At 73.7% G+C, this 21150-nt stretch carries 21 protein-coding genes and 1 tRNA gene; 19 read left to right on the forward strand and 3 right to left on the reverse strand.

From position 1 onward, the window contains the following. The first annotated feature begins 135 nt into the window (after positions 1–135). The 19 genes from ACFY2K_RS40535 (at position 136) to ACFY2K_RS40625 (ending at position 19328) form a co-directional block, all read left to right on the forward strand. On the forward strand, positions 136–1827 hold the full coding sequence (locus tag ACFY2K_RS40535; protein WP_387717710.1) for an enoyl-CoA hydratase-related protein: 1692 nt from the start codon (positions 136–138) through the stop codon (positions 1825–1827). Positions 1828–1961: 134 nt separating this feature from the next. Next, positions 1962–3008: a hydrogenase expression protein HypE gene (locus tag ACFY2K_RS40540; protein WP_380523653.1), complete on the forward strand. Its 1047-nt coding sequence runs from the start codon at positions 1962–1964 to the stop codon at positions 3006–3008. A gap of 116 nt (positions 3009–3124) precedes the next feature. After that, entirely contained in the window at positions 3125–4912 is a 1788-nt protein-coding gene (locus ACFY2K_RS40545) for a nickel-dependent hydrogenase large subunit (RefSeq protein ID WP_387717712.1), read from the forward strand. Next, on the forward strand, positions 4909–5376 hold the full coding sequence (locus tag ACFY2K_RS40550; RefSeq protein WP_380397714.1) for a thioredoxin: 468 nt from the start codon (positions 4909–4911) through the stop codon (positions 5374–5376). Before ACFY2K_RS40545 ends, ACFY2K_RS40550 begins: the two co-directional genes overlap by 4 nt. Further along, positions 5373–6020 carry a DUF5947 family protein gene (locus ACFY2K_RS40555; protein WP_380523647.1) on the forward strand — a complete coding sequence of 216 codons (648 nt, stop codon included), beginning with the start codon at positions 5373–5375 and terminating at the stop codon, positions 6018–6020. Before ACFY2K_RS40550 ends, ACFY2K_RS40555 begins: the two co-directional genes overlap by 4 nt. Further along, the gene (locus ACFY2K_RS40560; protein WP_380593174.1) at positions 6017–6661 is read left to right on the forward strand and encodes a DUF6084 family protein; all 645 of its coding nucleotides are present in this window, start codon (positions 6017–6019) and stop codon (positions 6659–6661) included. Before ACFY2K_RS40555 ends, ACFY2K_RS40560 begins: the two co-directional genes overlap by 4 nt. Then, a complete protein-coding gene (locus tag ACFY2K_RS40565; RefSeq protein ID WP_387717715.1) occupies positions 6658–8040 on the forward strand; it encodes a hypothetical protein in 1383 nt (460 codons plus the stop codon). Before ACFY2K_RS40560 ends, ACFY2K_RS40565 begins: the two co-directional genes overlap by 4 nt. After that, positions 8037–8579, forward strand: a complete 543-nt coding sequence (locus ACFY2K_RS40570) for a hydrogenase maturation protease (RefSeq protein ID WP_387717717.1) — start codon at positions 8037–8039, stop codon at positions 8577–8579. Before ACFY2K_RS40565 ends, ACFY2K_RS40570 begins: the two co-directional genes overlap by 4 nt. Further along, entirely contained in the window at positions 8573–8677 is a 105-nt protein-coding gene (locus ACFY2K_RS40575) for a DUF6893 family small protein (RefSeq protein ID WP_380397724.1), read from the forward strand. The genes ACFY2K_RS40570 and ACFY2K_RS40575 overlap by 7 nt, the downstream gene beginning before the upstream one ends. 116 nt (positions 8678–8793) lie before the next feature. Next, entirely contained in the window at positions 8794–9174 is a 381-nt protein-coding gene (gene hypA / locus ACFY2K_RS40580; RefSeq protein WP_380523639.1) for a hydrogenase maturation nickel metallochaperone HypA, read from the forward strand. Between the two features lie 5 nt (positions 9175–9179). Continuing rightward, on the forward strand, positions 9180–10004 hold the full coding sequence (gene hypB, locus ACFY2K_RS40585) for a hydrogenase nickel incorporation protein HypB (RefSeq protein ID WP_387717719.1): 825 nt from the start codon (positions 9180–9182) through the stop codon (positions 10002–10004). Beyond that, positions 10001–12322, forward strand: a complete 2322-nt coding sequence (gene hypF, locus ACFY2K_RS40590) for a carbamoyltransferase HypF (RefSeq protein ID WP_387717721.1) — start codon at positions 10001–10003, stop codon at positions 12320–12322. Before hypB ends, hypF begins: the two co-directional genes overlap by 4 nt. 6 nt (positions 12323–12328) lie before the next feature. Beyond that, the gene (locus tag ACFY2K_RS40595; RefSeq protein WP_380397731.1) at positions 12329–12622 is read left to right on the forward strand and encodes a HypC/HybG/HupF family hydrogenase formation chaperone; all 294 of its coding nucleotides are present in this window, start codon (positions 12329–12331) and stop codon (positions 12620–12622) included. Next, positions 12619–13761 (forward strand): hydrogenase formation protein HypD, encoded by a 1143-nt coding sequence (gene hypD / locus ACFY2K_RS40600; protein ID WP_387717723.1) that lies wholly within the window; start codon positions 12619–12621, stop codon positions 13759–13761. Before ACFY2K_RS40595 ends, hypD begins: the two co-directional genes overlap by 4 nt. A 13-nt stretch (positions 13762–13774) precedes the next feature. Continuing rightward, the gene (gene hypE, locus ACFY2K_RS40605) at positions 13775–14857 is read left to right on the forward strand and encodes a hydrogenase expression/formation protein HypE (RefSeq protein ID WP_387717741.1); all 1083 of its coding nucleotides are present in this window, start codon (positions 13775–13777) and stop codon (positions 14855–14857) included. A gap of 102 nt (positions 14858–14959) precedes the next feature. Further along, positions 14960–15033 (forward strand) — tRNA-Met (locus ACFY2K_RS40610). 216 nt (positions 15034–15249) lie between these two features. Beyond that, positions 15250–15666, forward strand: a complete 417-nt coding sequence (locus ACFY2K_RS40615) for a peptidase inhibitor family I36 protein (RefSeq protein WP_380397735.1) — start codon at positions 15250–15252, stop codon at positions 15664–15666. Between the two features lie 218 nt (positions 15667–15884). After that, positions 15885–17567, forward strand: a complete 1683-nt coding sequence (locus ACFY2K_RS40620) for a phospholipase (RefSeq protein ID WP_387717726.1) — start codon at positions 15885–15887, stop codon at positions 17565–17567. 87 nt (positions 17568–17654) lie between these two features. Next, the gene (locus ACFY2K_RS40625) at positions 17655–19328 is read left to right on the forward strand and encodes a DUF885 domain-containing protein (RefSeq protein ID WP_387717729.1); all 1674 of its coding nucleotides are present in this window, start codon (positions 17655–17657) and stop codon (positions 19326–19328) included. 16 nt (positions 19329–19344) lie between these two features. Here the strand turns inward: ACFY2K_RS40625 and ACFY2K_RS40630 are convergent, their stop codons facing one another. The 3 genes from ACFY2K_RS40630 to ACFY2K_RS40640 all read right to left on the reverse strand — a co-directional run bounded on the left by ACFY2K_RS40630 (position 19345) and on the right by ACFY2K_RS40640 (position 20955). Continuing rightward, positions 19345–20022: a hypothetical protein gene (locus ACFY2K_RS40630; RefSeq protein WP_387717732.1), complete on the reverse strand. Its 678-nt coding sequence runs from the start codon at positions 20020–20022 to the stop codon at positions 19345–19347. 131 nt (positions 20023–20153) lie between these two features. Beyond that, positions 20154–20303 (reverse strand): hypothetical protein, encoded by a 150-nt coding sequence (locus ACFY2K_RS40635; RefSeq protein WP_387717735.1) that lies wholly within the window; start codon positions 20301–20303, stop codon positions 20154–20156. Between the two features lie 154 nt (positions 20304–20457). Next, positions 20458–20955, reverse strand: a complete 498-nt coding sequence (locus ACFY2K_RS40640) for a DUF3592 domain-containing protein (RefSeq protein ID WP_387717738.1) — start codon at positions 20953–20955, stop codon at positions 20458–20460. Positions 20956–21150 lie beyond the last annotated feature (195 nt).

Raw genomic sequence — 21150 nt, forward strand, 5'->3', positions numbered from 1 at the left:
GGGAGCGGGCGCGCCCGGGCGGTGCCCCCGCCGCTCGGGTGAACGGGCGGCGCGGCGGGGGCGACGGGCCCGGAGGCGGATCGGGCGGAGGCGATGATCGCCGGAATCCCCGGGCCCTCACCGTCGGAGGCGGACATGCGGATCCTGCTCCTCGCCAGCGCGTTCAACAGCCTCAGCCAGCGGCTGCACGCCGAACTGCGCGACCGCGGCCACCGCGTCGACGTCCAACTGGCGTGTGACGACGAGGAGTTGCTGGCGACGGTGGCCCGGCTGCGGCCGGATCTGGTGCTCGCGCCGATGCTCCGCAGCGCGATCCCGCGCACGCTCTGGGAGCAGCTCACCTGCCTGGTCGTCCACCCCGGCCCGCCGGGCGACCGCGGCCCGTCCTCGCTGGACCGGGCGGTCCAGGAGGGCCGCACCGCATGGGGCGTCACGGTGCTCCAGGCCGAGGCGGAGATGGACGCCGGACCGGTCTGGGCCTGGGCGCCCTGCCGGCTGCCGGAGCGCGGCAAGAGCGACCTCTACCGCAACGAGGTCGCCGACGCCGCCGTCACGGCCGCGCTGCTCGCCGTGGAACGCTTCGCCTCCGGAAGCCACGCCCCGCAGCCGCAGCACGGCCCCGGCTGGCACGGGACGGTGCGCACCCGGCCGCCGCTGCGCCAGGCGGAGCGCCGGATCGACTGGACGGCCGACCCCACCGAGGAGGTGCTGCGCCGGCTGCGCGCCGCGGACTCCCGCCCCGGGGTGCTGGACGTGCTGTGCGGCGCCGAGTGGTACCTGCACGGCGGCCACCGGGAGCCGCTGCTGCGCGGCCGCCCGGGCGAGCTGCTCGCCACCCGGGCCGGCGCGGTGTGCCGGGCCACCCCGGACGGAGCAGTGTGGCTCCCCGAACTGCGCCGCCGCCGCACGCCGGGCGGGCCCGCGACAATCAAGCTCCCGGCGGTGACGGCGCTCGGCGCCCTGCTGCCGCCCCTGCCGGAGCACCCGGCGCCGCTGACGGCGGACGAGGGCGAGCACCCGGGCTGGTCGGACCTGGGCTACCACGAGGACGGCCCGGTGGGCTTCCTGCGGTTCTCCTTCCCCGGCGGGGCGATGTCCGCCGAGCACTGCCGCCGACTGCTGGCCGCGTACCGCTTCGCGCTCGGCCGCCCGACCACGGTGCTGGTGCTCGGCGGCGGCCGGGACTTCTTCTCCAACGGCATCCACCTCAACGTGATCGAGGCCGCGCCGGACCCGGCCGCCGAGTCCTGGGCGAACATCACCGCGATGGACGACCTGGTGGCCGAGGTGCTCACCACCACCGACCGGCTGGTGGTCGCGGCCGTCGGCGGGAACGCCGCGGCCGGCGGGGTGATGCTGGCGCTGGCCGCCGACGAGGTGTGGTGCCGGGCCGGCTCGGTGCTCAACCCGCACTACCGGCTGATGGGGCTGCACGGCTCGGAGTACTGGACGTACACCCTGCCGCGCCGGGTGGGCGCGGCGCAGGCGGAGCGGCTGACCGGGCGGGCCCTGCCGGTGTCCGCCGCGGCCGCCGAGCGGATCGGCCTGGTCGACCGGCTGCTCGACGCCGGGCCGGAGGAGTTCGGGGCGCACACGGCCCGGCTGGCGGGGCTGCTGGCCGCCTCGCCGTCCGTCCACCGGCGGATCGCGGCGAAGAAGGCGGCGCGCGAGGCCGACGAGCGGACGAAGCCGCTGGCGGCGTACCGGGCGGAGGAGCTCGCGGTGATGCGCCGGCAGTTCTTCACACCCGAATCGCCGTACCACGTGCTGCGGTCCGCGTTCGTGCGCAAGCAGCCGGTGCCCGCCGGGCTCCGCGCCGAGCCGTGACCCGAACGGCCGCGCCCGGCTTGCGCGTGCCGGGCGGTCCCGCCGGGCCGCTGGACCGGCGGAAGGCCCGAAGCGTTGCTATGACTGGGTCCGAGCCATTTCCGTCCGGCTCCCATCCCCGAGGAGGCATCCTCATGGGTGCTGCAACAACCGACACCGACGTGGTGCACATTCTCTGGATCAACGCCGGCCTCAGCTGTGACGGGGACTCCGTCTCGCTGACCGCCGCGATGCAGCCGAGCATCGAGGAGATCGTCACCGGCGCGCTGCCCGGTCTGCCGAAGATCGCGGTGCACTGGCCGCTGATCGACTTCGAGTGCGGGCCGGTCCAGGGCGCCGACAACTTCGTCGAGTGGTTCTTCAAGGCCGACCGCGGCGAGCTCGAACCCTTCGTGCTGGTCGTCGAGGGGTCGATCCCCAACGAGAAGATCAAGAAGGAGGGTTACTGGTGCGGCTTCGGTGACGACCCCGCCACCGGCCAGCCCATCACCACCAGTGAGTGGCTGGACCGGCTCGCCTCCAAGGCGACCGCCGTGGTGGCGATCGGGACCTGCGCCACGTACGGCGGCATCCACGCGATGGCCGGCAACCCGACCGGCGCGATGGGCGTGCCGGACTACCTCGGCTGGGACTGGAAGTCCAAGGCCGGGCTGCCGATCGTCTGCGTGCCGGGCTGCCCGATCCAGCCCGACAACTTCGCCGAGACGCTCACCTACCTGCTGTACCAACTGGCGGGCTCGGCGCCGATGATCCCGCTGGACGACAAGCTGCGGCCCGCCTGGCTGTTCGGTGCCACCGTGCACGAGGGCTGCGACCGCGGCGGGTACTACGAGCAGGGCCAGTTCGCCACCGACTACGGCACCCCCGAGTGCCTGGTGCGGCTCGGCTGCTGGGGCCCCGTCGTCAAGTGCAACGTCACCAAGCGCGGCTGGATCAACGGCGTCGGCGGCTGCCCGAACGTCGGCGGCATCTGCATCGCCTGCACCATGCCGGGCTTCCCCGACAAGTTCATGCCCTTCATGGACCCGCCGCCCGGATCGCGCGTCTCGACGGGTGCCAGTGCCGCGTACGGCGCGCTGATCCGCCGGCTGCGCGCGATCACCCAGAAGACCGTCGACAAGGAACCGAAGTGGCGCCGCACCGGGCGTCACCTGACCACGGGCTACCGCCCGCCCTGGTGACGGGGGAGGGCCGCACACCCCCCCGGTGTGCGGCCCGCGTCGGCCACCGCCCGGTCCGTCGAACCCCGCCGACCCCGCCGAACCCGTAGACCCCTAGACAAGGACACCCAGAGACGATGGCAACACCGATGACCAGGGCGGCCGGCGACGGCAGCGGCCTGACCGAGATGTCGTGGGACCCGATCACCCGGATCGTGGGCAGCCTGGGCATCCACACGAAGATCGACTTCAAGCAGAAGCGGGTCGCGGAGTGCTACAGCACCTCGTCGGTCTTCCGCGGCTACAGCGTCTTCATGCGCGGCAAGGACCCGCGCGACGCCCACTTCATCACCAGCCGGATCTGCGGGATCTGCGGCGACAACCACGCCACCTGCTCGGTCTACGCCCAGAACATGGCGTACGGCGTGAAGCCCCCGCACCTGGGGGAGTGGATCATCAACCTCGGCGAGGCGGCCGAGTACATGTTCGACCACAACATCTTCCAGGAGAACCTGGTCGGGGTCGACTACTGCGAGAAGATGGTCCGCGAGACCAACCCCGGCGTCCTGGAACTGGCCGAGCGCACCGAGGCCCCGCACGCCGGCGACCACGGCTACAAGACCATCGCCGACATCATGCGCTCGCTCAACCCGATCGAGGGCAAGTTCTACCGCGAGGCGCTCCAGGTCAGCCGCTACACCCGGGAGATGTTCTGCCTGATGGAGGGCCGCCACGTGCACCCCTCCACGCTCTACCCGGGCGGCGTCGGCACCGTCGCCACCGTGCAGCTGTTCACCGACTACCTGACCCGGCTGATGCGCTACGTCGAGTTCATGAAGAAGGTCGTGCCGCTGCACGACGACCTCTTCGACTTCTTCTACCAGGCCCTGCCCGGCTACGAGGAGGTCGGCCGGCGCCGGGTGCTGCTCGGCTGCTGGGGCAGCCTCAACGACCCGGACCACTGCGACTTCACGTACCGCAACATGACGGACTGGGGGCGGCGGATGTTCGTCACCCCCGGCGTCGTGGTCGACGGCAAGCTGGTCACCAACGACCTCACCGAGATCAACCTCGGCATCCGGATCCTGCTCGGCAGCTCCTACTACGAGGACTGGCAGGGCAAGGAACTGTTCGTCACCCACGACCCGCTGGGCAACCCCGTCGACCCCCGGCACCCGTGGAACCAGCACACCATCCCGCAGCCGCAGAAGCGCAACTTCGACGACAAGTACAGCTGGGTGATGTCCCCGCGCTGGTTCGACGGCAAGGAGCACCTCGCCCTCGACACCGGAGGCGGCCCGATCGCCCGGCTGTGGTCCACCGCGCTGTCCGGCCTGGTCGACATCGGCTACATCAAGGCCACCGGCCACAGCGTCCGGATCAACCTGCCCCGCTCGATGACCAAGCCCGAGGTCACCTTCGAGTGGAAGATCCCGCAGTGGAGCAACGCCATCGAGCGCAACCGCGCCCGCACCTACTTCCAGGCCTACGCGGCCGCCGCCGCCCTGCACTTCGCCGAGAAGGCGCTCGAAGAGGTCCGCGCCGGGCGCACCCAGACCTGGGAGCGCTTCGAGGTGCCGGACGAGTCGATCGGCTGCGGCTTCACCGAGGCCGTGCGCGGCGTGCTCTCGCACCACATGGTGATCCGCGACGGCAAGATCGCCAACTACCACCCGTACCCGCCCACCCCGTGGAACGCCAGCGTGCGCGACAGCTACGGCACCCCCGGCCCGTACGAGGACGCGGTGCAGAACACGCCGATCTTCGAGGAGAACTCCCCGGAGAACTTCAAGGGCATCGACATCATGCGCGCCGTGCGCAGCTTCGACCCCTGTCTGCCCTGCGGCGTGCACATGTACGTCGGCAACGGCCGCACCCTCAAGACCATGCACGTCCCCACCGGCCTGAGCGGGCTCACCGCATGACGGCCGAGCAGACCGGGCAGCGGATCCAGCAGGCCCTGGACGCCCTGGCCGGCAGCGACGCCGAACAGGCCGGCGAGCAACTCGTCCGCGAGCTCATGGAGTTCTACGGCGAGGGCCTGGCCCGACTGGTCCCCGCGCTGCCCCCGCCCGCCCTGGAACGGATGCTGGACGACCCGGCGGTGGCCGGACTGCTGCTCCTGCACGACCTCCACCCCGAGGACGTCACCGCCCGGATCGACCGGGCGCTCGCCAACCTGCCCGAGCGGATCGAGGTGCTCGGCTTCGCCCCGGAGACCGGCACCCTGCGGCTGCGCCGCACCGCCTCCGGGTGCGGCTGCGGCGAGCAGGAGGTGGAGGCCGCCCTCGCCTGCCACGCCCCCGAGGTGACGGCCCTGGACCTGGAGCGCGCCCCCCAGCTGCTCCAGATCGGCACTCGCCCGCCCCAGCCCGCGGAGGCGCGATGAACACCCGGAGGGTCTCCCGCGACGGGACCGCCCTGCTGCGCCGGCTGCGCGAGCCGGCGCCCCCGCGGCCCGAGCAGTGCGGCCTCTGCGGCCACGACCTGCCGCCCGGCCACCGCCACCTGGTGGACGTCGAGGAACGCTCCCTGGCCTGCACCTGCACCGCCTGCGGCCTGCTGTTCCAGCAGCACGGCGCGGCCGGCGGCCGCTACCGCACGGTGCCGGACCGCTACCTGCACGATCCGGACGGCGCGGTGGACGAGCGGGTCTGGTCGGTGCTCGGCGTCCCGGTCGGCACCGTCTTCCTGTTCCGCAACGCCGTGCTGGACCGGTTGCTCGCCTTCTACCCCGGCCCGGCCGGCGCCACCGAGAGCGAGGTCGACGAGGAGGCCTGGCAGCGCGCCCTCGGCAGCAGCCGGCTGGCCGCCGCCCTGGAACCGGACGTCGAGGCGCTGCTGCTGCGCCGCACCGACGGCCGGGTCGCCTGCTACCTGGTGCCGATCGACGTCTGCTACGAGCTGGTCGGCCGGCTCCGCCGGTGCTGGCACGGCTTCGACGGCGGCGCCGAGGCCCGGGCCGAACTCGACGCCTTCTTCGGCCGGTTGGCCCTCCGGGCCCGCCCGCTGACCGCGGCGGTGACGGCATGACGAAGCTCGGCTTCGCCTGCACCGGCGTGCGCTCCGACCCGTACGCGGCCGGGCCCACGCTGGTGTTCCGGCTGCGGATCACCGGGCCCGCCGACACCCGGGTGCACGCCCTCGCCCTGCAGTGCCAGCTGCGGATCGAACCCGCCCGCCGGCCCTACGGCGAGGCCGAGGGGGAGCGGCTGGGCGACCTGTTCGGGGAGCGGGAGCGCTGGGGGAGCACGCTCAACCCGATCCAGTTCGCCACCGTGCCGCTGCTGGTGCCCGGCTTCACCGGCGAGACCGAGGCCGACCTCGTGGTGCCGTGCAGCTACGACCTGGAGGTCGCCTGCGCCCGGTACTTCCGGGCCCTGGAGGGCGGTGAGGTGCCGCTGCTGCTGCTCTTCTCCGGCACCGCCTTCGCCGGCCCCGGCGGGTTCCAGGTCACCCCGGTGCCCTGGGACCAGGAGGCCCGGGTGCGGATGCCGGTCCGGGTCTGGCGGGAGGCCGTCGACCAGCACTTCCCCGGCTGCGGCTGGCTGCGACTGCCGGAGGACCTGATGGACGAACTGCTGGCGCACCGCTCCCGGCGGGCGCTGCCCTCCTGGGAGGCGACGGTGCGCGACCTGCTCGCCACCGCGGCGGTGCGGGAGGGAGTCCGGTGAGCGGGTTCACGGTCGAGCTCCCCGAGGGGATCGAGCGCGGCTTCGCGGGCGCCCGGCAGATCGCCGACGCGGTGCTGCTGGAGGGCTACGTGCTCTACCCGTACCGCGCGTCCGCCGCCAAGAACCAACTGCGCTGGCAGTTCGGCGTGCTGGTGCCGCCCGAGTACACCCGGCAGGGCGGCGAGCACTCGCACCAGCGCACCGAGTGCGTCACGGAGGCGCGGCAGGGCGACCGGCTCGCGGTCGAGCTGCGGTTCCTGCGGGTCCAGCGGCGCACCGTCGAACGGGCCACCGACGGCGGCGGGTTCGAGCCGGTGGAACGGCTGGAGCTGGCCGACCGGGTGCTGGTCGAATGGGACGAGGGTGTTGAGGAACGGATCGAACTGCTGGTGTCCGTCGAGGAGTTGACCGGTGCCGGGGTGCAGCGCGACTTCCGGCTGCCGGGCGTCGGCTCCACCGAGCTGGTGCACGAGCACGGCAGCGCCGTCGGCCGGCTGGTGCGGCGGCGCGAACAGGTCGACGGGCTGGTCCGGTTGCGGATGAAGGAACTGCCCGGCCCGTACCGGGCGCAGCGGCTGACCGCCGAGGTGGAGAACGTCTCCGCCTGGACACCGCGCCGCAAGGCCGGGCGGGAGGAGGCGCTGGCGCGCTCGCTGGTCTCCGCCCACCTGCTGCTCGGGCTGGAGCACGGCCGCTTCGTCTCGGTCACCGACCCGCCCGAGTGGGCCCGCCCGGCCGTCGAGCGGTGCCGCAACGACCGCACCTGGCCGGTGCTGGCCGGACCGGACGGCGGGTACCAGGTGATGCTCTCCTCGCCGATCATCCTGGAGGACCACCCGCGGATCGCCCCGGAGAGCCTCGGCACCCTCTACGACGCCACCGAGATCGACGAGATCCTGGCCCTGCGCACGGCGGCGCTGACCGAGGACGAGAAGCGCGAGGCCCGGGGCACCGACGACCGGGCCGGGGCGGTGATCGACCTCGCCGAGTCCATGCCGCCCGAGGTGCTGGAACGGCTGCACGGCGCCGTCCGCGGCCTGCGCGAGATCACCAGCTCCGGGGCGGACTCCGAACAGCCCTGGTGGGACCCCGGCAACGATCCGGCGGTCGACCCCGAGCGGGACAAGGTGCTGGTCGACGGCCGGCAGGTCGGCGCGGGCAGCCGGGTGCTGCTGCGGCCCGGGCGGCGGCGCACCGACGCCCAGGACCTCTTCCTGGCCGGGCGCACCGCCCTCGTGGAAGCCGTGCTGCACGACGTCGACGGCTCGGTGCACCTCGCCGTCACGGTCGAGGACGACCCGGGCGCCGACCTGTGGCGGGCCCAGGGGCGGTTCCGCTACTTCCAGCCGGACGAGGTCACCCCGCTGGAGGAGTCGTGAGCGGCGGCGCGGTGCTGGTCGCCGGGGTCGGCAACATCTTCCTCGGCGACGACGGGTTCGGCGTGGAGGCCGTCCGGCGGCTGGCCGGCGTCGAGCTGCCGGACGGCGTCGAGGCGGTCGACGTCGGGGTGCGCGGCGTCGACCTCGCGTACCGGCTGCTCGACGGCTACCGGACGGCCGTGCTGGTGGACGCCACCTGCCGGGGCGGCCCGCCCGGCACCCTCTACCTCATCGAGGCGGCCGCCGAGCCGCTGGAGGTGCCCGCCCTGGACGGGCACCGGATGGGACCGGACGCCGTGCTCGGGCTGCTCGCCACGCTGGCCGCCGGCACCGGGGCCGAACCGCCCGGGCGGGTGCTGGTGGTCGGGTGCGAGCCGGCCTCGCTGGAGGAGGGCATCGGGCTGAGCGAGCCGGTGGCCTCCGCCGTGGACGGGGCCGTCCGGATGGTGCTGGCGGCCGTCGAGGAGGCGGTGCGGGCGGATGCGTCAAGTCCGGACCCGGTGAGTGCGGAGTCCGAGAGGAGGACAACACCATGCTGAGGAAACTGTTCTGCGCGGCCCTGTTGGCGGGGATCGGCGCACTGGTCTGGCAGAGCCTGCCGGACCTCAAGCGGTACCTGAGGATCTCGCGGATGTGAGCCGCGGATTGCTGCGAACGGTGCAGCCCCGGACCGGGTGGCGGCGCGGCTTCGAGCCGTCGCCGCCACCGCCCCCTGTAATGGGGCGCGTTGCCGCCCGCCGTGGGAAGGGACCGATGCACGAGATGTCGATCGCCGCCGCCGTGGTCGAGCAGGTGGACACGGCCGCGCGCGAACACCGGGCCCCCGGCGTGGCCCGGGTCCGGCTCCAGGTCGGCGAGTTGGCGGGCGTGGTGCCCGAAGCCCTCGACTTCTGCTTCGAACTCGCCTGCGCCGGAACGCTGGTGGAGGGCGCGGTGCTGGACACCGAGGCCGTCGAGGCACGCGCCCGCTGCTCGCCCTGCGCCGTCGAATGGGCCGTCGGCATGCCGCCGGACCTCGGCTGCCCGGACTGCCGCTCCGGCGTGGGCGTCGAGCTGCTCGCCGGGCGCGAGCTCCAGATCCTCGACGTCGAGTGGGCCGCCGGCCCCGGCGTCCCGGCCGAACAGAAAGGCTGAAACCGATGTGCCAGTCGGGCCACACGGTCGACCTCCGCCGGGCGGTGCTCGCCCGCAACGACGACAGCGCCCACGAGCTGCGGGCCGCACTGACCGCCCGCGGGACGGTCGCCGTCAACCTGCTCTCCAGCCCCGGCAGCGGCAAGACCGCCCTGCTGGAAGCCGAGTTGGGGCTGGCCCGGCGGCGCGGGATCCCGGTCGCCGCGCTCACCGCCGACCTCGCCACCGAGAACGACGCGCTGCGGCTGGCCCGTTCGGGCGCACCGGTGAAGCAGGTGCTCACCGACGGGCTCTGCCACCTGGAGGCGCGGATGCTCGCCGGGCACCTGGACGGCTGGCTGCCGCAGGACTGCCGGCTGCTGTTCGTGGAGAACGTCGGCAACCTGGTCTGCCCGGCCTCCTACGACCTCGGGGAATCGCTGCGGGTCGTGCTCGCCTCGGTCACCGAGGGCGAGGACAAGCCGCTCAAGTACCCGACCGCGTTCGGGCTGGCCAACCTCGTGCTGGTGACCAAGGCGGACCTCGCCGCGGCGGCCGAGTTCGACGAGGCGGCGTTCCTGGCGAACGTCCAGCGGGTCAACCCGGGGGTGGAGGTGGTGCCCACCTCGGCCCGGACCGGGGACGGTGTGGGGGCGCTGCTGGACCGGGCGCTGGCGGTGCTGGACGGCGCCGTGCCGCACCGGCCGGTGATGGCGGCCGGGCAGGGCGAGCACGCCCACGCGGGGCAGGCGCACGCGGAGCACTCCCACGTCGGGCACTCCCACGCCGGGCACTCCCACGCCGGGCACTCGCACGCGGAGCACTCGCACGCCGTGCCGGGGACGCCGTGACGGCACTCGACCGCGAACGACGGCGGGTCGCCGTCCGGGGGTTGGTGCAGGGCGTCGGCTTCCGGCCCTTCGTCTTCGCGCTGGCCGGGGAACTCGGCCTGGCCGGCAGCGTCACCAACACCGGGGAGGGCGTCCTCGCCGAGGTCGAGGGCAGCCCGGCCGCCCTGGACGCCTTCTGCCGCCGGGTCGCCGCCGACGCCCCGCCGCTCGCCCAGGTCGCCTCCGTCGAGCACGCGCCGCTCGCCGCCACCGGCGCCACCGGGTTCGCCATCACCCCCTCCCGCACCGACGGGCCCCGGGCCACCCTCATCCCGCCCGACGTCGCCGTCTGCGCCGACTGCCTGGCCGAACTCGCCGACCCCGCCGACCGGCGCCACCGGCACCCGTTCATCAGCTGCACCAACTGCGGCCCCCGGCACACCATCGTCACCGGCCTGCCGTACGACCGGGCCAACACCACGATGGCGGGCTTCCCGATGTGCGCGGACTGCGCCCGGGAGTACACCGACCCGGCCGACCGCCGCTTCCACGCCCAGCCCGTCGCCTGCCACGCCTGCGGGCCGCGGCTCACCCTCACCGTGCCCGGACGCGCCGACCTCGACGGTGAGGACGCGCTCGGCGAGGCCCGGCGGCTGCTCGCCGACGGGGCGGTCCTCGCCGTCAAGGGCATCGGCGGCTACCACCTGGCCTGCGACGCGCGCGACGCCGCGGCCGTCGCCCTGCTGCGGCGGCGCAAGCGGCGCGGCGACAAGCCCTTCGCGGTGATGGCCCGCGACCTCGCCACCGTCGAGGCGCTGACCACGGTCGGGCCGGTCGAACGGGAACTGCTCACCGGCGCCGTCCGGCCGATCGTCCTGCTGCGCCGCCCCGGGGGCTTCGCGGCGCAGCTCCCGGCGGTCGCCCCGGGCAGCCCCGACCTCGGGGTGATGCTCCCGTACACCCCGCTGCACCACCTGCTGCTCGCCGCCCCCGGGCCCGACCTGCTGGTGATGACCAGTGCCAACCTCTCCGGCGAGCCGATCGTCACCGACGACCGGCACGCGCTGAGCGCGCTCGCCCCGCTGGTCGACGGCTGGCTCGGCCACGACCGGCCGATCCACGTGCCCTGTGAGGACTCGGTGGTACGGGTGGTGGACGGCGAGCTGCTGCCGCTGCGCCGCTCGCGCGGGTACGCCCCGCTGCCGCTCCCGCTGCCGGTGCCCGTCCGGCCGGTGCTGGCGGTCGGCGGCGACCTCAAGAACACCTTCGCGCTCGCCCGCGACGGCTACGCCTGGCTGTCCGGCCACATCGGCGACATGGACGACCTGGCCACCCTGCGCGCCTTCGACCGGGCGGTGGGGCAACTAGGCCTGGTCAGCGGGGTGCGGCCCGAACTGCTGGTCGCCGACCGGCACCCCGGCTACCGCTCGCTGCACCACGCCGAGCGCACCGCCGCCGGCCGGCCGGTGCGCCGGGTGCAGCACCACCACGCCCACGTCGCCGCCGTGCTGGCCGAACACGGCCTGGACGGCGGGCGGCCGGTCCTCGGCATCGCCTTCGACGGGACCGGCTACGGCGAGGACGGCGCGATCTGGGGCGGTGAGGTGCTGCTGGCCGACTACGACGGGTACCGCCGGGTCGCCCACCTCGGCTACGTGCCGCTGCCGGGCGGCGACGCCGCGGTCGAGCGCCCGTACCGGGCGGCGCTCGCCCACCTGCGCGCCGCCGGGCTGCCCTGGGCGGCCGGGCTGCCGCCGGTGCTGGCCTGCCCGGAGGACGAACTGCGGCTGCTGGAACAGCAGTTGGATCGCGGCCTGAACTGCGTGCCGACCTCCAGCATGGGCCGGCTGTTCGACGCGGTGTCCTCGCTCGCCGGGGTCTGCCACCGGGCCGGGTACGAGGCCCAGGCGGCGATCGAACTGGAGGCGGCCGCAGTGGAGTTCGGCCCGGCGGAGACCGGCCCGGCGGCGGGCTACGCCTTCGGGCTGGCGGAGCGCGCGGGCGGCTGGACCGTCGAACCCGGGCCGGTGCTGGCCGGGGTGCTGGCGGACCTGGCGGCGGGCGCGCCGACCGGGCTGATCGCCGCCCGCTTCCACCGCGCGGTCGCCGGGGCCGTCCGGCGGGTCTGCGCGAACGTCCGCCGGGAGTACGGGATTTCGACGGTGGCGCTGAGTGGCGGGGTCTTCGCCAACGCGCTGCTCTCCTCGGCCTGCGCGAGCGGCCTGGGGGAGGACGGCTTCACCGTGCTGCGGCACCGCCGGGTGCCGCCCAACGACGGAGGGCTGGCGCTCGGCCAGCTGATGGTGGCCGGCCGGTCGTCGGCCGCCCGGGAGGAGTGACAGCGGATGTGTCTGGCGGTGCCCGGCAGGGTGACGGAGATCGAGGAACGCGACGGGACCAGGATGGCGGTGATGGACTTCGGCGGGGTGGTCAAGGACGTCTGCCTGGAGTACCTGCCCGACCTGGCGGTGGGGGAGTACGCCATCGTCCACGTGGGGTTCGCGTTGCAGCGCCTGGACGAGGAGTCGGCCCGGCGGACCCTGGAGCTGTTCGAGGAACTCGGGCTGCTGCAGGAGGAGTTCGGCGATCCGTGGGAGGCTGCGGGCAACCCCGCGGCGGTCGAGGAGGCGGGACGGTGAAGTACCTGGAGGAGTTCCGCAACCCCGAGCTGGCCGAGGGCCTGCTCGCCGACATCAGGGCGACGGTCACCCGGCCGTGGGCGCTGATGGAGGTGTGCGGCGGCCAGACGCACAGCATCATCCGGCACGCCATCGACCAACTCCTTCCGGAAGAGGTCGAGTTGATCCACGGGCCGGGGTGCCCGGTGTGCGTCACCCCGCTGGAGGTGATCGACCGGGCGCTGGCCATCGCCGCCCGCCCCGGGGTGATCTTCTGCTCCTTCGGCGACATGCTGCGGGTGCCCGGCACCGACCGCGACCTGTTCCGGGTCCGGGGCGAGGGCGGCGACGTCCGGGTGGTGTACTCGCCGCTCGACGCGCTGCGGATCGCCCGGGAGAACCCGGACCGGGAGGTGGTCTTCTTCGGCATCGGCTTCGAGACCACCGCCCCGCCGAACGCGATGGCCGTCCACCTGGCCCGCAAGCAGGGCCTGCGCAACTTCAGCATGCTGGTCTCGCACGTCCGGGTGCCCCCGGCGATCGAGGCGATCATGGATTCGCCGGAGTGCCGGGTCCAGGCCTTCCTGGCCGCCGGGCACGTGTGCAGCGTGATGGGCACCGAGGAGTACCCCGCGCTGGCCGAGCGCCACCGGGTCCCGATCGTCGTCACCGGCTTCGAGCCGCTCGACATCCTGGAGGGGATCCGGCGCACCGTACGGCAGTTGGAGCGCGGCGAGCACACCGTCGACAACGCCTACCCGCGGGCCGTCCGCCCCGAGGGCAACCCGGCGGCCCGCGCCATGCTGGAGGACGTCTTCGAGGTGACCGACCGGGCCTGGCGCGGCATCGGCGTCATCCCGCAGAGCGGCTGGCGGCTCTCACCGCGCTACCGGGACCACGACGCCGAGCACCGCTTCGACGTCGGGGGCATCCGGACCAGCGAACCCGCCGCGTGCCGGGCCGGCGAGGTGCTCCAGGGGCTGCTCAAGCCCCACGAGTGCGAGGCCTTCGGCACCGTCTGCACCCCGCGCACCCCGCTCGGCGCCACCATGGTCTCCAGCGAGGGGGCCTGCGCCGCGTACTACCTCTACCGGCGGCTGAGCACGCCGACCGGGCCGAGCACGCCGAGCCCCGTCCAGGAGGCGAGCCCCGTTGGCTGACACCGACCTGCTCATCGAAGCGTCCGGCGGCGTCGGTGCGGCCGGTGTGCCGGACCTCTCCGGCTGGAGCTGCCCGCTGCCGCTGCGCGACCACCCCCGGGTGGTGATGGGGCACGGCGGCGGTGGGGCGATGTCCGCCGAGCTGGTGGAGAACATCTTCGCCCCCGCCTACGGCAGCCGGGCGCTGGCCGGTCTCGGCGACTCCGCCGTGCTCGAACTGGGCGGCGCCCGGCTGGCGTTCTCCACCGACTCCTACGTGGTGCGGCCGCTGTTCTTCCCCGGTGGCTGCATCGGCGACCTCGCCGTCAACGGCACCGTCAACGACCTGGCCATGAGCGGGGCCCGGGCGGCCTACCTGTCCTGCGGCTTCATCCTGGAGGAGGGGGTGGAGCTGGCCGTGGTGGACCGGGTGGCCCGGGCGCTCGGCGCGGCCGCCCGCACCGCCGGGGTGGAGGTGGCCACCGGCGACACCAAGGTGGTCGAGGCCGGGCACGGCGACGGCGTCTACCTGAACACCGCCGGCATCGGGCTCGTCCCGGCCGGGGTCGACATCCGGCCGCAGCGGGCCCGCCCGGGCGACGTGGTGATCGTCAGCGGGCCGATCGGGCTGCACGGGGTGGCGATCATGAGCGTCCGGGAGGGGCTGGAGTTCGGGGTCGAGGTGCGCAGCGACTGCGCGGCGCTCGGCGGACTGGTGGAAGCCATGCTCGGGGCGACCCTCGACCTGCACGTGCTGCGGGACCCCACCCGGGGCGGGCTGGCGGCGGTGCTCAACGAGATCGCGGCGGCGGCCGGGGTGGGCGTGGTGGTGAGCGAACGCGCCGTCCCCGTCCCGGACCCGGTGGCCAACGCCTGCGCGATCCTGGGCCTGGACCCGATGTACATCGCCAACGAGGGCAAGCTGGTGGCCTTCGTCCCGCGCACCGAGGCGGACGCCGTGCTCGCCGCGATGCGGGCCCACCCGCTGGGCGCGGAGGCGGTGGTGATCGGCGAGTGCGTCGAGGACCACCCCGGGATGGTCGTCGCCCGCACCGGCTTCGGCGGCACCCGGGTGGTGGACCTGCCGCTTGGCGAGCAGCTCCCGCGGATCTGCTGACGGCGCCGGTCGTGTCTCCACCGGCGTCCGGCCGGCGCGACGGGCCCCTCGGGAAACCGATTTCCGTTTTCGCCCGGCCGTGGTCTATGGTGGAGACATCGACGCGGGGTGGAGCAGCTCGGTAGCTCGCTGGGCTCATAACCCAGAGGTCGCAGGTTCAAATCCTGTCCCCGCTACTCAGTAGGAGCCGGGGTCGGCGCACTTGGTGCGTCGGCCCCGGCTTTTTTGCGTCCGGGGGCGGTGCCGGGCCGAGAAGTCCACACAAGCGGAGGCGTCGGCACTTCTGGCGGGGCGGGGCCGATCGTGCGAGCCTTGCGCGGGTTCGGCCGGGGGTCCGCTCAGGGCCGTCGGCCGCCGGTTCGTCGGGCACCGTGGACTTCCAGGGGGACGCAATGCGGATCAGGATCGGACGCCGTACGGCCGAGGTCGCCGCCGTGGTGGCGTTGACGCTCGGAGCGACGGGCATGGCGACGGGGGGTGCGTCGGCCGCGTCCCAGCCGACCGGGGCGGAGGCCTGCCCGAGCGGGAACGTGTGCCTCTACTTCCACTCGCCGCAGTACGGCTGGGGCGCGTGGGAGAACTGGTCGGTCGGGCAGACCGTCGACCTGCGCAGCGCCCACTTCGGCCACTGGGGCAACAACGGCGCCGGCTGGGGGCAGACCGTGGCGGACAACGCCGCCTCGCTGGTCAACAACACCGGGCAGACGGTGGCCGTGGTCGCGGACGACGGGACCTGGGACTACTACCGGGCGGGCTACTCCGACGTGCTCGACTACACCTACAACAAGGACGCCCAGCTCTGGAGTTGACCGGACCTTGGCACGGGAGGCCCCCGCACCGGATCGGTGCGGGGGCCTCTTTGCCTTCGGCGGCTGAGTGGCCATCAGGGTGAGGTGGCGTGAAGTCGGTTGGTGTGCGGTCGAGTTGCCGCCATTGATGGGGCCCTGACAGCAGATTTGGTTACTTTAGGGTAATTTAAGGGTGTCGTCCGGGTGAACGTCCCCGGCCTCGCATGAAGGACTCGTACGTGCTCTCTCCTCACTCCCGCCGCTCCGGCCGCCGTCTGGCCGGCACCGCGCTGGCCCTCGCCGCCGCCGTCGGTGCGCTGCCCGTCGCTCCCGCCTTCGCCGACCCGGCCCCGGTGCCGGCGTCGACCGTTCCGGCCGTGCCGGCCTCGCCCGCCGATGCCACTCCGTACCTGGACGCGGTGGAGCGGACGCTGCGTCAGGTGTCGCCCGGGCTGGAGGGAACGGTCTGGCAGCGGACGGCCGGCAACCGCCTCGACGCACCGGGCGGTAACCCGGGCGGGTGGCTGCTGCAGACGCCGGGCTGCTGGGGCGACGCCTCCTGCACCGAGCGGACCGGCACCGAGCAGCTGCTCGACAAGATGCGGGAGAACATCGGACGGGCCACCCGGACCGTCGACATATCAACTCTCGCCCCGTTCCCGGACGGTGCGTTCCAGGACGCCATCGCCGACGGCCTCAAGGCCTCGGTGGCCGCCGGGAACACCCCGCACGTGCGGGTCCTCGCCGGCGCCGCGCCGCTGCTCAACATCACCGCGCTGCCCTCCAAGTACCGGGACGACCTGGTGGCCCGGCTCGGCAGCGCCGCCGGCCGCGTCACCATCGAGGTCGCCTCGATGACCACCGCGAAGACCGCGTTCTCCTGGAACCACTCCAAGTTGCTGGTGGTGGACGGGCAGAGCGTCATCACCGGCGGCATCAACAACTGGAAGGGCGACTACCTCGACACCGCCCACCCGGTCACCGACGTCGACCTCGCGCTCACCGGCCCGGCCGCCGCCTCCGCCGGTGCGTACCTGGACACCCTGTGGGACTGGACCTGCCGCAACACCGGGGTCCTCTCGGCCGCGTGGTACGCCTCCACCAACGGCACGAGCTGCACCCCCGACCTGGAGAAGCGCCGCAACCCGGCGGTCGGGCAGGTGCCGGCCACCGGAAACGTCCCGGTGATCGCGATCGGCGGCCTCGGCGTCGGGATCACCGACGAGGACCCCGCCTCCGACTACCGCCCCGACCGGACGGCCCGGCCCGCCGACGTCAAGTGCGGCCCGATCGGCCTGCCCGACCGCACCAACGACGACCGCGACTACGAGACGGTCAACCCCGAGGAGAACGCGCTGCGCGCCCTGATCGCGGGCGCCACCGGCCGGATCGACATCTCCCAGCAGGACGTCACCGGCACCTGCCCGCCGATGCCCCGCTACGACGCCCGGCTCTTCGACCTGCTCGCGGGCAAGCTCGCCGACGGGGTCAAGGTCCGCATCGTGGTCAGCGACCCCGGCAACCGCGGCGCGGTCGGCAGCGGCGGCTACTCGCAGATCAAGTCCCTGAACGAGATCAGCGACACCCTCGCGGCCCGGCTCGCCGCCCGCCTCGGCGACCCGGCGCAGGCCCGGACCGCGATGTGCCGCAACCTCCAACTCGCCCCGTTCCGGGCCTCCTCCGCCCCGACCTGGGCCGACGGCCACCCGTACGCGCTGCACCACAAGCTGGTCTCGGTCGACGGCTCCGCCTTCTTCATCGGCTCCAAGAACCTCTACCCGGCCTGGCTCCAGGATTTCGGCTACGTCGTGGAGAACCGCACCGCCGCCGCGCAGCTGGACCAGCAGCTGCTCGCCCCGCAGTGGCAGTACTCGCAGGCCGCCGCGACCGTCGACTACAGCCGCGGCCTCTGCCAGGGCTGAGTCCGCGGCACCCCGCCGAGCCGCCGTCCGGAGCCTCCTGCCCAGGTGCCCTGGGCGGCGGCTCGGCCGCTGCGCCAGCATGGGGGCATGCCCGAGACACCGGAGTCCGCCCGCAGCATCGCCGACAGGTACGTCGCCCAGGTCGCGGCACTCGACCCGGCGACCTCGACCAGACTCGGTCTGCACCCGGAGGACGACCGGCAGCCGGACCTGTCGCCGGAGGGCTTCGAGGCGCTCGCCGAACTCGGGCGGCGGACGCTGGCCGCGCTCGACGACGCCGCGCCCCCGGACGGAGCCGCGGACCGGGACTGCGCCCGGCTGCTGCGGGAGCGGCTCACCGCCGAACTCGCCGTGCACGAGGCCGGCGACCACCTCCGCCAGCTGCGCAACGTCAACTCCCCGCTGCACAAGGTGCGGGGCGTGTTCACGATGATGCCCACCGAGACCGACGAGCAGTGGGCGGCCGTCGCCGGCCGGCTGCGCAACGTGCCCGGAGCGCTGGACGGCTACCGCGCCACCCTGACCGAGGGCATCGCCCGGGGACTGCTGAGCGCACCCCGGCAGGCCCGCGCGACCATCGCCCAACTGGACGCCTGGACCGGCCGCTCCGGCGGCGGGAGCTGGTTCAACGGCTTCACCGCGGCCGGGCCCGCCCGGCTGCGCCCCGCACTGGACGCCGCCGCCGACCGTGCCACCGCCGCCACCGCGGCCTTCCGCGACTGGCTGCACGACACCTACCTGCCCGCCGCCGACGGCACCCCGGACGCCGTCGGCCGCGAGCGCTACCTGCGCTCCGCCCGCTGGGCCAACGGCGCCGACATCGACCCGGCCGAGGCGTACGCCTGGGCCTGGGAGGAGTTCCACCGCACGGTCGCCGAGATGCGCACCGAGGCGGACCGCATCCTCCCCGGAGCCGGCCCCCGGGCCGCCATGGACCACCTCAACCGGCACGGCCACGCCGTCGAGGGCGAGGAGAACGTCCGCGCCTGGCTCCAGCAGGTCGTCGACGAGGCGATCGACGCCCTCGACGGCACCCACTTCGACATCTCCGGCCCGCTGCGCCGGGTCGAGACCAGGATCGCGCCGCCCGGCAGCTCGGGCGCGCCCTACTACAACGGCCCCAGCCTGGACTTCCGCCGCCCCGGCCGCACCTACCTGCCCACCCTCGGCCGACGGTCCTTCCCGACCTGGCAGCTCGTCAGCACCTGGTACCACGAGGGCGTCCCCGGCCACCACCTCCAGACCGCCCGCTGGACCGCGTGCGCCGACCGGCTCAGCAGCTACCAGATCACCCTCGGCGCGGTCAGCGCCGACAAGGAGGGCTGGGCGCTGTACGCCGAGCGCCTGATGGACGAACTGGGCTTCCTCACCGACCCCGCCCGGCGGCTCGGCTACCTGGACAAGCAGATGCTCCGGATCATCCGCGTGATCGTGGACCTGGGCATGCACCTGGAACTCGCCGTCCCCGCCGACAGCGGCTTCCACCCCGGCGAACGCTGGACCCCGGAACTCGCCACCGCGTTCATGGCCGCCCACCACGGCAGCGAACTCCCGCGCCGCAGCAGCGAGATCGACCGCTACCTGGGCTGGCCCGGCCAGGCCATCGGCTACAAGCTGGGCGAACGCGTCTGGCTGCGGGGCCGCGAGGAGGCCCGCCGCCGCCAGGGCGCCGCCTTCGACCTCCGGGCCTGGCACGGCACCGTCCTCGCCCAGGGCTCGCTCGGCCTGGACGCCCTGGCGGCCCGCCTCGCCGAGGCGTAGGGGGCCGGCCCCTGCCTCAGAACTGGCTGCGGCGCAGGGCGTCGGTGAGCATGAGGGCCGAGATCACGTGGTGCGCCTGTTCGGAGACGGTGTACGGGACGCTGCCGCCCTGCTTCGTGGCCAGGTCCTTCCAGGAGGTGAGGGGGAGGGAGATGAGGGAGTTGCGGTCGTCCGGGGTGGCGGCGTCGAAGGGGGCGGGGCCGGGGGCGGTGACACCGAGCTGGGCGAGCAGCGGGGCGAGTTGGGCGGGGTCGTTCTGGGTGTAGAGGCGGGCGACCTTGGTGCCGGAGCTGCCGCGCGCGGCCCAGGCGGCCACCTGGGTCAGCGGCGGGAGGGTCGCGGACACCAGGTCGGCGTGCGGGTCGAAGAGGTAGGCCTCCTGGAGGGTGTCCAGGTAGAGGGGGTGGGCCTGGTTGGCGGCGTTGCCGAGGAAGCAGGTCAGGGCCGCGTGGCCGCTGCTGAAGGAGGCCATGCCGAGCCGGCCGATCGCTCCGAACTGGAAGTTGCCCCTGCGCCGGAACATGAAGGCCTGGATCTCCGGCAGGTACTCCTGGAGGAAGGCTGCGTCGGCGAAGGAGCCGATCTCGTTGCAGGGGTTGCCGTCGGCCCGCATCAGCGGGAGGACCAGCACGACGTTCCGCCCCGAGGCCGCGAGCTGGAGGCCGAGGCCCTTGGCGGACGGATTGGTGAGCAAGGGGTCGTTGATGTACTGGAGGTACTTGAGCAGGCCGTGGAACTGGTAGTCCCAGCCGAAGGGGTACGTGCTGCCGGTCGTCGGGTCGTGGCGGTCCCTGGGGTCGTTGTAGAACTTCGGGGAGTTCTGGTTCAGGCCGGCCCGGAAATAGTGCGCCAGGGGTGCCAGCCGCCGTCGAAGGCCCGGTGCCGTACGGTGCGGTCGTCCGCGCCGACGAAGAGGTGGAGTCTGCCGTGCCCTGGCGAACAGACGGCCAGGGCCCGTGCCGGGTGGGTGGGCATCGGGCGCCCCCAGCGGATGGACGCAGCGGATGGACGCAGCGCAGGGATGCGGTGTGCCGGTCGGCGGGGCGGAGGTCCGGCCCGCCAACTCGCGGTGGTTCCAGGCTATTCCCGGTTCGGGCACGCATCAATTCGGCCCGGGTGGGAGCGGTGGTCACCTGGGGCTGGACGACGGTCGGGTCACCCGGCGGTAGGCGAGATGGACCGCGAGGCCCAGGAGAGTCATGACGACCGAGGCGACCAGTGCGACCACGTCGACCGCGTTCCGGGTCAGTGAGTTCCAGAAGCCGATGCTCGACGCGAGGGCGGCGACGTCGGTGTGCTGAGGGTCGTACACCACCGTCACGGTGTCACTGGGCTTGACGGTGCCGGTGACGTAGGCCAGTTGGGTCTCGACGGATGTCCCCTGGGGAGTCGTGAACCGTACCCTGCAGTGGGAGTTGCCCGCCGGGTTGTCCTGGGGGTTGCTCACTTCGGCGCATTCGGTGACGACCGCCGGGGTATGGAGGCCTCGACTGCGGAGATCCGAGGTCACACCCATGTCGTGCGGTATCAGATAGGCCAGACTGAGGACGAACAGCAGGACCCCCAGGCCGATCATCGCGAGCGAAGCGTTCCGCACGGTCCGGCCGTGGTCCCGCTCGTTCTCCATCGATCCCCCTGGATTTCGGCTCGACTGTCCACACGCGCTCACGCTAGCCGCACCCGCCGACAGAGAGGCGCGGCGAGCTTCGGCTCGTCGCCCCTCATGTGGTGTGCCCGGCATGGGCGGTGGGTCGTGGTGCTGCCGGGGGGGCGCCGCAAGGGGGGCGCCCCGGCCGGGGGGGGGGGGGGGGAGACGGGGGGC

This window comes from Kitasatospora sp. NPDC001309 (genome assembly GCF_042896295.1).
Lineage (GTDB): Bacteria > Actinomycetota > Actinomycetes > Streptomycetales > Streptomycetaceae > Kitasatospora.